Below are 12,529 nucleotides of genomic sequence, written 5' to 3' on the forward strand. Positions count from 1 at the left end.
TATTTCTGCCTCCTGAAAGCGCCGTGGGGCTGTAGCTCAGTTGGAAGAGCGCTTGAATGGCATTCAAGAGGTCGGGAGTTCGACTCTCCTCAGCTCCACCAAATCAGGTTTTAACGGCGCGGCAGCTCCGGCCGCGCCTTTGTAGTCCAGGCTATGTGCCGGAGTGGCGGAGCTGGTAGACGCAGGGGACTCAAAATCCCCCGGGCCTTGTGCCTGTGAGGGTTCGAATCCCTCCTCCGGCACCACAATTATCTATCCTACAATTGTGCTACCGCGCGATTTTTCGCGGATTCGGGTTGCGATAGACCAGCACCGAGTCGGGCGACCCGCGCGCGGTGATACAGCGCACATGATCCCAGCTCTGATCGAGCCGATCGCCGATGTGCTCTGGCAGCTGCCCTTTGCGGCTGAGCTCGACCACGGCGATTTTGCTCTGATCCAGGTAGCGATCCATGTCGCGGAAGTTGGACGATGCGGTGCGGGTCAGCGGCGCGATGTAATACTGCGAGTAATGGTTCTCGCGATCGATCAGGAAATTGTAGGTCGGCGTGGTGCTCAACAGCAGGTCGTGCGGCTCGAGCTGGTTTTCCAGGCAGCGCGCGATTTCGAGCTGGTACTGCAACGAGTTGTCGTGGTTGTAGTAGTAGTTGAGGATGCCCGTGCGCTCGTCGTACAGCTCGCCGTATCCGTAACGCGCGCGGCGGATGATCCCGTACTGATACGAGATCATGCCCACCAACGCCAGGGCGACCAGCAGTCGCATCCACCAACCGCGTTTCGCGGTCAGCGCATAATCGACCGCCGATCCGGCCAGCAGCGCCACGATCGGCAGGGCGTAGAGCGTGTAGTGCTGAAAGAAGTCGCCGGTCCAAAGCCAAAACAGAATCACGAACAGCAGGCTCAGCGCGGCCAGCAGCAACCCGCTCTCGCGCTTGATCGCCGCGCGCAATAATCCCGCAGCCCCGAGCACTCCCCAAAACGGCAGTAGGCTCACCGCCTTCTCAAGGAACTCGCGCCACTTCACCTCGCCGCTCATGCCGTAGATCCCCTGGTTGTGGATCGGGAACCAGAAGCAGGCGTTTACCGCTTCGACCAGGATTCCGCGCCAGGTCAGCGCCAATCCGATCAGCAATAGAAAGCCGCCGAATCCGGCCAGCACCCAGCCAAAGTGCAGTGCAGCGCGCGAGAGCATGCGGACGTTGCGCAGATGGATCAGCGTCAGGTGCGCGGCGATCGCCACCAGGAAGAACACTGCCGGCTGCTTGATCATCGAGCCCACACCGATGCACGCGCCGGCGAGCATCAGCCACCACAGCCTGCGCTCCGGGTCCTTGGTCAGGGCGCGGGTGTAGACCAGCAGGCCGATCAGCACCGCGGCCATGGCCGCGTTCTCGGCCTGGCCGAAGTGCGACATGCGTAGCGGCACGTACGACAGCGCGTAGAACGCTGCGGCCCACAGCCCGCTGCGCCACGAGACCCAGGCATGGCCAAGCAGCACGATCAGCAGGATGATCAGCAGGTCGGGCAACAGCGAGGTCATGTGGATCGCGCGCGCGTTCTGGCCCAGCAGCGCGAAGCTCGCGCGGTAGATCGAGTAGATCAGCGGCGGCATGTTGTCGAAGTAGTCGGTGTAGCTCGTCGCGCCGGTCGGGTCGTTGGCCACGCGCTGGGCCGAGTAGGCGAACAGCCCGGCGTCGAAGTCGATCGACTTGCCCGCTATATCAAAACGCATTCCCACGCCGACCAGGATCAGCACGATCAGCAGCAGCGCCTCAAAGGCGGCGATCAAGCGACGCAACGCAGTCATTGATAAATAATCGGAACAAACCGGCCTGCTGTCAAAGCAGCTCGATTACACTCCGGGCCGCACGGCAGGCATCGTCCGGCTCGATGTTGGGATGGTTGGGCAGGTAGAGCACGCGGCCACGGTGGTCGGCCAGCGCTGATTGCGAGTTCAGGCAGCTCATGTAATCGGGTCGCACGTCGATCCCGCGCCGGATCAGGCCGCGCGCCAGTCGCTGCGCATCGCCAACTTTAATTGCGTAGCACAGGTAGGTATGGTCCGCGCCCGGAGGCTCGATCGGCAGCTCGACGGCGGGGCATTCGCGCAGCACCTGGTCAAGCATCGCAGCGTTGGCCCGACGCCGGGCATTGAGTTCATCGAGCCTTGATAGCTGCTCCAGCCCCAGACGCGCACCGCCGCACGGGAAGCTCCGCAACCAGGCCTGAGGCGCGGCCTCGAGCGGCCTAAGCGGGTTGGTGGTCAGGCTCGTGGCCAACCGTCCCAACCCCAGGCGCAGTGCCGGGTATGCTATTAGGCCAAAACCGGTCCGTGTGGTCAGCGCGGCCTTGGCCAGGCCGGCGACCGTCCGTTTGATCTGTGCTGTTCGCGGCTCGGCAGTGAATTGCGAGACGCGTTGCGCCAGCCGTTGGTGCAGCTGCTCATCGCGCACCGCGACCAGTCCGCCGCCGAGGCAGACCAGCGACTTGCCGTCGCCGAAGCTGAAGATCGAGATGTCGCCCCAGCGTCCGGCCCAGCCGTTGCCGGGACGCGCTCCGGCCGCATGGGCGCAGTCTTCGATCAGCGCCAGGCCGCGGCGATCGCACAACTCGCGCAGCGGCGTCAGGTCGCGCGCCAGTCCGAAAGTATGCAAATAGAGCACCGCACGGGTCGCGGGGCCGATGTGTTGCTCCAGGCGCTCCAGGTCGAGCAAAAAGGTTGTCGGATCAACCGGCGCGTACACCGGGCGATGGCCCGCCAGCTCGATCGCCTGGGGCACGGAGTGAAATTCGTACTCGGGCAGCAGCACTTCGCCGGGTTCCCATCCCGCGGCGTCGATGGCGTGATAGAACGCTGCCGTGGCCGAGGAGTACAGCGTCAGGTTGTGCAGGTCCGAGCACAGCTCGAACTGCTCGGCGAATCGTCGTTGATCGTCGCAGTCGCGCGCGCGGCTGATGGCGAGCGCGGCGAGCGCGGTTGCTTGTTCGCGTCGGTCGAGCGATACGCTGTGACGCACAATCGCCATGCTCAACTCCCCAACCCGAGAAAGCCGCGCAGCAGGCCCCAGGCGGTTCCGGGATTGCGCAGGTAGAACCCGACGTGCCTGCGCAGATGCCGCAACACGAAGCTTGGTCTGAGGAAGAACCCGCGGGCCATGCGCGATACACGAGCCGCGATCTCGTCCCCGCCTTGTCCTGGCGCGTAGTGGTGCAGGGCCGATGGCTCGGGACGTTGGTCGGCGCTCATCCGTTCGTATTCCGCGCTGCCCGGGTAGGCGGTGAAGAAGTGGATCTGCAGCAACTCGGGTTTGATGTGCCGCGCCAGCGCCAGGCTTTGTTCGAGATCCTGCTCGGTCTCGCCGGGGCAACCGACAATGAACATCGCGCACAGGCCGATGCCCAGTCGCTCGCAATCTTGTCCCAGCCGCTGGACGTCGGCGACCCACTCCTCGCCGTTGGCAGCCTTGCCCATGCTCTCAATCACGCGCGGCGAGCCGCTCTCCACGCCGACCTTGAGTAGTATCCCGCCAGCCTCGCGCATGCGCTGCATCAGCTCGTAGTCCAGCTCGTCGGCACGGGCGTGATGGATGAATCCCAAGCCCAGCGGCCGCAGCCTGCGATAGACATCGAGGGTCCATTGGCGGTTGGTGGTGAACGCGTCGTCCTCAAAGCTGAGCATGTTGGCGCCGACTCGCGCCAGGTTACGCGCCTGCGACTCGACCCGCGCCGGATCGTAACGCCGATGGTCCGCGCCGAAGCTCACCCGCGAAAACGGCGAGCAGAACGTGCAGCCTCGCGGGCAGCCGCGGCTGGCCATGATCGAGCCCCAGCGCGGCCGAATCGCACGCAGCAGCGGGTAGCGCTGAAAGTAACGCAGCACGTCGCGCGGTGCCCACAGCGGATCGGGCAGCGCGTCGAGCTTGGGCACGATGCGGATTTCGGCCTGCGGATTTTCGCGAGTGACCAGACCGGCAATCGGCTCGGTCGAGAGCGCGTCTGCGCCGATCACTTCGAGCAGCGCCTGCTCGGGCTCGCCGCGCAGCACGCCGTTTGCCGCCGACAGTTGATCGAGTGCGGCCTGGGGCGCAAAGCTGGGGTAGTGTCCGGCGAGCAATACCTTGCACCCCAGACGCGCCAGGTCGCGGGTCAGTTTGTCCAGTGCCGGTAAATCGTTCTGCTGAAACTCGAGCATCGAGAGCAGAGCCCACGCGGGCCTCGTCAGCTCGGCCATGCGCACGATGGCGCGGTTGCCGCGACGCTGCGCCATGCCGTCGACCAGCAACGGGCGATAGCCCGCCGTCGCCAACAGCGCCTCGGCCGCCTTGAGATCCATCGGCGGTACGCGGTTGGTGGCGTTGTTCAGCGGCCGCGATGCGGGTTGGGCCGGCCGTGCCAGCAGCACGGTGCGCTGGACTCCCAGCGGTGCGTCGGATGACTGGATTGTAGTGCTCATCTCATGCCTGTAGGCCGTAACAACCCATTGACGTTAAACAGCGGCGGCCGGTTCGTCAAACCGGGCAAACCACTTGCAAACAGAGGTCGTTTGGGTTAAACATACGCGCCAGTCGGGCCCTCGTAGCTCAGGGGTAGAGCACTTCCTTGGTAAGGAAGGGGTCACCGGTTCAATTCCGGTCGAGGGCTCCATATTCCTCACCATCGCTGACTATTTACAGCGGTAAAAGCAACCGCAAGGCAATGCCGTATGCCTGATCCAGGCGCGGCGCGTTGCGGCCGTTGAGCGGCACTTCCCCAAACAGCGTGATCTCCAAGGGTACGCCCAGTCGCGCCAACCGCGTACCGACCGATAGTTGCAGATACTCGCGGGTCTGTTCCGCGTACACGCCGATCATTTCGGTCAACTGCGCGAACTGCTCGCGCTCCGAGTCGATCTGTGGGGCGTCGCGCCAGTCGAAGCGATAGTCCGCAGCCAACCAGGCCCAGCCTAAATCGCAGTCCAGTCCGACCAGATAGCTCAGCGCGTGCCCCGGCGTGAGCGTATATTCGCCGTCTAGATCCGAGAAGTCGGCGAACAGCCCGCCTCCGTACTGCTCGAGGGCCGCGGCCAGCGTCGGGTCCGGCGCGCTGAAGCTCGGGTAACGACGTGCGCCGGGCAGGTAGTACGAGTAATCGACAGCCAGTGCGCCCCCGATGAAGCGCAGGGGATCGGAGAGCCGCCAGTCCATGGCCAGACCCGCGCCCGGGGCCCAACTGCCGTTGCCCGCGTCGAGCTGCGCTCCCAATCCGTAGGCCAGCGCCTCGTCCGGATCGGCCAGCCGTCCGGTCGGCGCTGTCAGCTCCAGCCGCCCAGCGAAACTTAAATAGTCCGAGCGCAACCAGTTCCAATCCAGGCCCAGCTGCATATCGCCCGGCTCCCAGTTGCGGCTGCGATAGTCCAGGGTCATGCGCGGCCAACCCAGGCCCTGGCACAGTCGCCAGTAATCATCCAACGTGCGCACGCCTAAAAGCGCTGAGCTGCCCGCGGTGAAGGTCGGATCGATCTTGATTCGTAACTGTTGAAACGACAGGCGCGTCCAGGCCAGCAGCGAATCGCTGATCGCGTAGCCCAGTCCCACGCCGTAGAACGCTCCTTGGCCCTCGGTGTCGAACTCCAGGCGCAGGAACTCGCCGCCGGAGGTCAAAGGATCGGGCACTATCAGGCTCTCGAGCAGCGGCGCCAGCTCGGAATCCGCGTCGTATTTACGATGGGCCGCGCCATAGCGCAGATCGAAATCCACGATCAGCGCCCCGGCCGGGACCAACCCGGTGGTGCGGCCCCACAATGCCTGCTGAGCTTGTCCTAAAGCTTGGACCCGTGCGACGAAACCGGCAGGCTGCGTCGCCTGGTCCTCTGCCATAGCGGCGGGCACAGCCAGCAGCATTGCGAGCAGCGCAATGAGCAGTATGCGTCTCACAGCGCGCCCCAATCGGCCAACGAGCCGATCAGGTCGTGCAGCACAAACAGCAGCGGCCGCAGGCCGTCTTGCCCGGGATCGCGTAGCAGCGCGCCGGGGTCGAGTTGCCCCGTATAATTCAGTTCCAGCAGCCCCAGCAGCATCAGCGCCGTGTCCGATCCCCACTGATCGAGAAACGCGCGCAGCAGCTCCGCGTCAACGGGCGCGCCGTGCGCGAAGTTGTTGCGCAGCGCGCCGCACAACTGGGCCAGGGCCAGGGCTGCCGGACGTTGGAGCTGACCCAGCCCCTGGATCTGCAGCGGCTCGTCATCGTTCCACGCACCGTCGGCGTTGTAGTCCACAAAGCGAATCGCGTCGGCCGACTGATCGCCCGCCTGCGTATCGACCTGCTCGATCATTGATTCCAGGTTGCCGAAGAATTGCGCGACCAGCGGCGCGACAGCCGCCAGGTCAGCGGGCTTGGCCCCCTGCCCCAATCCAAGAAATCCCTGGTGCAGCGGGTCGTCAACCAAGTAGTCCAGCAGCAGGTACAGCGCTGGAAGCTGTCGATAAAGCTCGTTGAGGTCGCGCGGCAGGTCGAGAAAGACCGACGCGGCGGCGCGCTGGTTGTAATCCAGGTCGAGCGCCGGGAGCGCGGTCAGCAGCGCATGGATCAGCTCGGCCTGAGCCGCGACGAAGTGCGCCTCGGCCCGGTCGTGGCGTCCGGCCAGGCTGACCTGCAAGAGCATATCGAACAGCTCGTAGTTGAACGAACCGAGTCGAAACTCGAACGCCGGATCCACGACGACCCGCTCCAGGCAGGCCAGCTGCTCGTCGACCACCGGCTGGTAAAAATCCTGCGACCAGTCCTGAATCCACGGAGCACTCTGCGCGAAACACTGCTCGCGGCCCGACTCGCACCCCTCGAGCGCAATGTAGCAGTCGATCTGCTTCGCGCTGTAGAGCACCGGGCACAGCAGCTCGCAACGCTCGAGATCGATCTGCACGCGCTGCAACTCGCCGCAGGACTCGAGCTTGAAACAGGCGGCTGCGCAGGTCGCGGAATCGGGCGGCAACAGCTCGGACACGCAATCGTAGAGCGCGGAGCAATTGGCGGCCTGGGCCACGCACAGCGCCTGGTCCTGATCCAGCCCCAACGGGAAGCGCTCCAGGCACTGATCGTAGGACAGCCCCTGCAATTCGAGCAGGCCGCAGCCGCCGGCGTTGCGGCAGAAGTCAATCACCGTCTGCTCGTCCGCAGCGAACGTCTCGCCGCAGTACAGCAGGTCGGCCGCGTCCACGAACAGCAGCAGGTCCGACAGCGCGATGCCCCAGTGCGCCGCGCTCGAGCTCGGACGCAGGTCCAGGGCCTGGCTAAAGGCGCAATATGCGTCCTGGTGCTCGCCGATCTCAAGGTTGGCCGAGCCCAGGGCGATCAGCTCTTGGTAGTCGGGGTCGGCTGAGCCCTCGTCCGTTTCGCAGGCCCAGAGGCACAGCGCCAGCAGCGCACACAGCGCGGCTAATGCAAACCGTGTCATTCTCACCACTGCGCGAGCACCATGCCGCTATAGCGTCCCAACCAGTAGGCGAGCTGGAAGTCGACCCCGCTGAACCTGCGGCCATCGTCAGCCCCGCGCTGGAGCAGATAGGGATTGTCGGCCCAGGCGAACTGCGCGGGAGGACGCTGGTCGATCCACAGCGCGTCCGCGGCCCAGCCGGGCATATCCGGGTCAACATCGACATTGCCGCCAAGATCGACCGCGAAGTTCTCCAGCGGTGCTGCGGGGAAGCGCGCCAATTGGCTCCAGCCCGCATACAGCGGCGCGTCAGGCCAGTAGTCGAGTCGATCGACGATCATCAGCGTTGCCAGCGGATTGCGCTCCGCGTCGCCGCGGCGAAAGCCGGTCTCGGAAGTCCAGAACGAATGGTTGAAGGTGTTGGAGTAGATCTGCCGCAGCTCGTCGTCCTGCTCCACGCTCAGCAGCAGGTAGAGATTCAGCGCGCAGTCCAACGCCTCGGAAAAGTCGGTGTCGTAGCCGCTGTAGATGTCGGTCGGGCCGGTGACGATCCGGCGGTAGTCGCGATCGTCGAGCAGCTCGAAGTAGCGCTGTTCAAACCGCTGCTCGCCGGTGACGTACCAGGCGGCGCGATGCCAGGCCAACGCGGCCAGTGCGCGGCGCGAATCCTCGTCCGGGTTGGTTCCCGAGACGTTGCCCAGACTGGTCGGCTCGCCGTCCACGTCGATAATTCGCAGATTGCCTTGCCAGATGCGGTCGAGCAGCGCGGCCATATCCAGGGCAATGCGCTCCTTGCCCGGCTGGTTCTGTACCGCGTCGTAGGCAACGGTCAGGCCGAAGATCACCGCGCTGTAGGTATCGCGCCCTGCGTCGCCGATCCAGTGATACCCCGCGTAATCGCCCTGGCCCGCGTGCCCCTCGGGCACTCCCTCGCCGCAGAGGAAATCAGCGTCGCAATCCGGGTCGGCCAGGTCGTCACAACATAAAAGCTGTATCGAGTCGCGCTCGAACCCCGAGGCCAGCAGCCCGGGCTCGCCGGTGATCTGCAGCAGCGCGTGCAGCGCGCCAAGGGTGGTGGACAGGGCGTCGATTGCGCCCTGCGAATCCTGGTCCGGGTCTTGCTGGATAATTGTCCGGCGCCAGGCCGCGGCCGCCAGGTACAGCCCGCTGAGACGTCCCGCCGCATTGTAATCAGTGTATTGTCGGTCGCCGCCCTCAACGCTGCTTAAAGATAATCCCGAGGGCGCGTGCTCTGCCCAATAGTCGGTCTCGATCTCGCACGATCGCCGATACAACGGCCCGGAGCCCTGTGAAATCACCTGCAGCACCATCGCCGATACGTCGACATCCGGATTGTGGGACGCATCCTGGGCCTTGACTAGAAACGGGTAGATCCCCTCGGCCTCGCCGGGCGTTCCATAGAGCACGCCGCTGGTATCCTCGACCTTGATCCCCTCGGGCAACGCGCCGAGCACCAATTGCCATTCGCGATACGGCTCCAGGCCGCCCTTGGCGACGATCCCGCGCTCGTAACGCTCGCCAGGATGCGCAGCACTGAGAAATTGGTCGCGTATTTTAAAATCGCTGGACAATAGATCCGGGTCCGAGGCGCAGCCGACCAACCCCAAGCCCATGGCCGCAACCAGGGTCAGAATCGCTAAAGATGCTTGTTTTCTCAATTGATAATACCCTCCGGGACTTTCGGAGCATAGACCTCTTTTGCGCTGCAAGTCAAGGCAAACCAGCCGACAGACCGACGGTCGGTCTTTTCCCTTGACAATCAGCGGTCAGGTGTGGATTATCAGTATTTCACGCTCTGGAGAAATCGATGAACCGCTCCTTCCCGGCTATCCTAATCGTCCTGGTTCTCTGTCTTGGCGCAATCCAATCCGCTGTATCCCAGGACCTGGACGTCAAGGAGATCATCCGCCGCTCAAACGATCTGCTGCGCGGCGAGAAGAGCTATTCCGAGCTGTTGATGAAGGTCGAAACTCCGCGCTGGACCCGCAACTATGTGATGCGCTGCTGGACCCAGGGCACTGAGAGGGCCTTGATCGTGATCAGTAAACCCGAGAAGGACAACGGCTCGGCGTTCCTCAAGCTGGGTCGCCAGATGTGGCAGTACGTTCCGCGCGTGGATAAGGTGATCAAAATTCCGCCCTCGGCCATGCTGCAATCGTGGATGGGCTCGGACTTCACCAACGACGATCTGGCGCGCGCCGATTCGATCGTCGTTGACTACGAGCACATGTTGCTGGGCCGCGAGCAGGTCGACGGCGCGGACTGCTATAAAATTCAATCGATCCCGCACGAGGACGCGCCGGTCGTCTGGGGCAAGGTGCTCAGCTGGATCGACGTCGATTCGTTCATCCTGCGCCGCGGCGAGTTCTACGACGAGGACGGCCCGCTGGTCAAACGCATGACCTCGGTCGACATCCGCCAAATCCAGGGCCGCTGGGTCTCGATGAAACAGGTAATGATCAACCTCGCCGATCCGGGTCACAGCACCACGCTGATTTTCAACAACATCGACTTCGACACGCCGATGCCTGCCGGCGTATTCGACCTCAACCAGATCAAGCTCCCGCGCTGACCCGATGTCCACGCTGCTCAAGATCGCCTGGCGCAACCTCGGACGCAACAAACGCCGCACCCTGCTCACGCTGAGCTCCGTGGCTTTCGCCTCGATCTTACTGACGTTCATGATGGCGCTGCAGGCCGGCTCCTACGGCGACATGATCGACAACGCCTGCCGGATGCGCACCGGACACATGCAGGTCCAGCAAGTCGAATACCTCAGCGACCCGTCCATCGAGAAGACCGTACTGGAACCCGACAAGGTGCTGGCCGTGGCCGAATCGATCGATCACGTGATCGCCGTTGCGCCGCGGGCCGAGGCCGGAGTGCTGGTCAGCCACGGCGAAAAGTCCACCGGCGGCCTAGTCACGGGCATCGATCCGTTGCGCGAGGCCCGGCTGACCACGATCAGTTCGCTGATCAAGGAAGGCGAGCTGTTCGCCGCAGGCGAGCAGGACAAGGCGGTGGTGGGCAAGGACCTTGCGCAAAACCTCGATGCAAAAATCGGCGACGAGATCGTGCTCATCGGTCAGGCGGCCGACGGCTCGATTGCAGCCGGCCGTTACACTATCTGCGGGCTGATCTCCTCGGGCATGCCCGAGCTGGATTCGGTGCAGTTGTTCATCGAGCTTGGCGGCATGCAGGACGCGTTCTGGCTCTACGCCCAGCTTCCCGACCCGAGCAGCGCCGATCCCGACGGCTACCGTCAAGTCCCGGCGGCGCACAACGTTGCGCTGCTGCTCGACGACTACAAGCAGATCGACCGGGTCAAGGCCGAGATGCTCTCGCGACTGGCGACCGAGGGGAATGAATACAGCGACGCCACGGTACGCGATTGGGGCGAGATCCTCCCCGGCCTCAAACAGGGCATCGCGCTGGACATGGGCTCGGGCGCGATCATGTACCTGATCCTGCTGATCGTCGTGGCTTTCGGCGTGATGAACACCTTTGTGATGATCGCCTTCGAGCGCGTCAAGGAGTTCGGCGTACTGATGGCGATGGGCATGCGCACCCGCTCGCTGGCAATAATGATGATGATCGAATCGACCATGCTGACCCTGCTGGGGTTGGTGCTGGGTCAGATCATCGGCGGATTGATTTCCGCCTACTTCGGCCACGTGGGCATCCCGCTGGGTGAGATGGCCGAATACGCCCAGCAGTACGGCATGACCGGATCGATGCATCCCAAGCCCACGCTGCTGGTCTTCGCCATCAGCAGCGCGTCGGTGCTGATCGTCTCGTTGCTTTCCGCCCTCTACCCGGCCTGGCGCGTCACGCGCTTTAAGCCGGTCGAAGCGCTGAGGCACGTCTGATGAACATCGGGCTGTGGGTACGGATCGGTTCGCGCAACATCATGCGCAACAAACGCCGCTCGCTGATCATGCTGATGGCGATGACCATCGGGCTGGCCGGCGTGATCTGGTTCATGGGCTTCATGAACGCCTGGCTCGATCAGATGGTCGACAACGTGATCCGCTCGGGAAACGGCCAAATGCAGATCAAGGCCCAGGGCGCGTTCGAGCGCGCCGGCAGCACTGTGGGCTTCGATCCGCAGCCGGCGCTGGACGTGCTCGAGCAACATCCCGAGCTCAAAGCGGCTCAGCGCGTGCGCGGCCGTGGCCTGCTGGTCGGCCCAAACAAGAGCTGGCCGATCCAGGTGGTGGGGATCGACCCCCCTGCCGAAAAACAGGTCTCGGATTGGCCGCAAGGCGAGCTCGAGGGCGAATACCTCAAGTACGACGACCACGGAAAAATGCTGGTCGGCCGCAAGATGGTCCGCCGTTTCGACACCCGCGTGGGCAAAAAGCTGGTGCTGTACTCGCAGAGCATGGACGCAAGCGAGGACTTCGGCTCGGGAGCTTTCCGCATTAAGGGCGTCTATCGATCCAACTCGCCGGAGCTGGACGACAGCACGGTGTTCATCGCCCTGCCCGAGGCCCAATCGCTGTTCAGTCTCGCGGGCCAGGTCTCCGAAATCGCAATCATCGGCGCGCAAGATGAGCTGCTCGCGCAGACCGTGGACGAGCTGCGTCCGGCCATCGAGGCTGCGGGGCTCGAGATCAAGTCCTGGCGCGAGCTGTCGCCGATGATCGTCCAGATGATCGAGTTTTCCGACAAAATGATGTGGATCTTCTACCTGGTGATTTTCATCGCCATGGCCTTCGGCATAATCAACGTGCTGCTGATCGCGGTGCTCGAACGCCGCCGGGAGTTCGGCGTACTGCGCGCCCTGGGCACACCGCCCCAGGGCCTGAGCTTTTCGATCATCTTCGAATCGCTGAGCCTGGCGCTGCTGGCCTGCCTGATCGGCGACGCCATCGGCGTACTATCGGTCCACTACTTCCACGTCCACGGCCTGGACCTCTCGTATTTGGCCGAGGGCATGGAGTACGTGGGGATGAGCGCGATCGTCTTTTTCCGCGTCACGGTCGTCGACGTGCTGGTCGCCGACGCGATGCTGCTGTTGATCGTGCTGCTGGCAAGCATCTATCCGGCTGTTAAAGCCCGCCGCGGCCGTCCGGCCGAGCTATTGAGGAGCTGAGC

General features: G+C 63.8%; 9 protein-coding genes and 3 tRNA genes. 6 read left to right on the forward strand and 6 right to left on the reverse strand.

Annotation, left to right across the window (positions count from 1 at the left end; all coding sequences use genetic code 11):
* Positions 1–25 precede the first annotated feature (25 nt).
* Positions 26–101 (forward strand) — tRNA-Ala (locus P9M14_15495).
* Between the two features lie 56 nt (positions 102–157).
* Positions 158–245: transfer RNA gene (locus P9M14_15500), tRNA-Leu, on the forward strand.
* A 23-nt stretch (positions 246–268) separates the two neighbouring features.
* Here the strand turns inward: P9M14_15500 and P9M14_15505 are convergent.
* The 3 genes from P9M14_15505 to P9M14_15515 are packed head-to-tail and all read right to left on the reverse strand — an operon-like array spanning position 269 to position 4,453.
* On the reverse strand, positions 269–1,807 hold the full coding sequence (locus P9M14_15505) for a glycosyltransferase family 39 protein (GenBank protein ID MDP8257151.1): 1,539 nt from the start codon (positions 1,805–1,807) through the stop codon (positions 269–271).
* Between the two features lie 31 nt (positions 1,808–1,838).
* The gene (locus P9M14_15510; protein MDP8257152.1) at positions 1,839–3,026 is read right to left on the reverse strand and encodes a DegT/DnrJ/EryC1/StrS aminotransferase family protein; all 1,188 of its coding nucleotides are present in this window, start codon (positions 3,024–3,026) and stop codon (positions 1,839–1,841) included.
* Positions 3,027–3,028: 2 nt separating this feature from the next.
* On the reverse strand, positions 3,029–4,453 hold the full coding sequence (locus tag P9M14_15515) for a radical SAM protein (GenBank protein MDP8257153.1): 1,425 nt from the start codon (positions 4,451–4,453) through the stop codon (positions 3,029–3,031).
* 116 nt (positions 4,454–4,569) lie between these two features.
* Between P9M14_15515 and P9M14_15520 the strand changes: the two genes are divergently transcribed.
* Positions 4,570–4,644: transfer RNA gene (locus tag P9M14_15520), tRNA-Thr, on the forward strand.
* Between the two features lie 23 nt (positions 4,645–4,667).
* On the opposite strand, the gene P9M14_15525 is transcribed toward P9M14_15520, so the two are convergent.
* The 3 genes from P9M14_15525 to P9M14_15535 are packed head-to-tail and all read right to left on the reverse strand — an operon-like array spanning position 4,668 to position 9,087.
* Positions 4,668–5,912, reverse strand: a complete 1,245-nt coding sequence (locus P9M14_15525) for a hypothetical protein (protein MDP8257154.1) — start codon at positions 5,910–5,912, stop codon at positions 4,668–4,670.
* Positions 5,909–7,429 (reverse strand): hypothetical protein, encoded by a 1,521-nt coding sequence (locus P9M14_15530; GenBank protein ID MDP8257155.1) that lies wholly within the window; start codon positions 7,427–7,429, stop codon positions 5,909–5,911. The genes P9M14_15525 and P9M14_15530 overlap by 4 nt, the downstream gene beginning before the upstream one ends.
* A gap of 2 nt (positions 7,430–7,431) precedes the next feature.
* Entirely contained in the window at positions 7,432–9,087 is a 1,656-nt protein-coding gene (locus P9M14_15535) for an Ig domain-containing protein (GenBank protein ID MDP8257156.1), read from the reverse strand.
* A 149-nt stretch (positions 9,088–9,236) separates the two neighbouring features.
* On the opposite strand from P9M14_15535, the gene P9M14_15540 reads away from it, so the two are divergent.
* The 3 genes from P9M14_15540 to P9M14_15550 are packed head-to-tail and all read left to right on the forward strand — an operon-like array spanning position 9,237 to position 12,527.
* Entirely contained in the window at positions 9,237–10,001 is a 765-nt protein-coding gene (locus P9M14_15540; protein ID MDP8257157.1) for an outer membrane lipoprotein-sorting protein, read from the forward strand.
* Between the two features lie 4 nt (positions 10,002–10,005).
* Positions 10,006–11,298 carry an ABC transporter permease gene (locus tag P9M14_15545; GenBank protein MDP8257158.1) on the forward strand — a complete coding sequence of 431 codons (1,293 nt, stop codon included), beginning with the start codon at positions 10,006–10,008 and terminating at the stop codon, positions 11,296–11,298.
* Positions 11,298–12,527 (forward strand): ABC transporter permease, encoded by a 1,230-nt coding sequence (locus P9M14_15550; protein MDP8257159.1) that lies wholly within the window; start codon positions 11,298–11,300, stop codon positions 12,525–12,527. The genes P9M14_15545 and P9M14_15550 overlap by 1 nt, the downstream gene beginning before the upstream one ends.
* Positions 12,528–12,529: the final 2 nt, after the last annotated feature.

The organism is Candidatus Alcyoniella australis (genome assembly GCA_030765605.1).
Lineage (GTDB): Bacteria > Lernaellota > Lernaellaia > JAVCCG01 > Alcyoniellaceae > Alcyoniella > Alcyoniella australis.

Excerpts from the sequence above, each read along its gene's own strand:
- P9M14_15505 (MDP8257151.1), bottom strand. The coding sequence starts at position 1,807 with ATGACTGCGTTGCGTCGCTTGATCGCCGCCTTTGAGGCGCTGCTGCTG.
- P9M14_15510 (MDP8257152.1), bottom strand. The coding sequence starts at position 3,026 with ATGGCGATTGTGCGTCACAGCGTATCGCTCGACCGACGCGAACAAGCA.
- P9M14_15515 (MDP8257153.1), bottom strand. The coding sequence starts at position 4,453 with ATGAGCACTACAATCCAGTCATCCGACGCACCGCTGGGAGTCCAGCGC.
- P9M14_15530 (MDP8257155.1), bottom strand. The coding sequence starts at position 7,429 with ATGACACGGTTTGCATTAGCCGCGCTGTGTGCGCTGCTGGCGCTGTGC.
- P9M14_15540 (MDP8257157.1), top strand. The coding sequence starts at position 9,237 with ATGAACCGCTCCTTCCCGGCTATCCTAATCGTCCTGGTTCTCTGTCTT.
- P9M14_15545 (MDP8257158.1), top strand. The coding sequence starts at position 10,006 with ATGTCCACGCTGCTCAAGATCGCCTGGCGCAACCTCGGACGCAACAAA.
- P9M14_15550 (MDP8257159.1), top strand. The coding sequence starts at position 11,298 with ATGAACATCGGGCTGTGGGTACGGATCGGTTCGCGCAACATCATGCGC.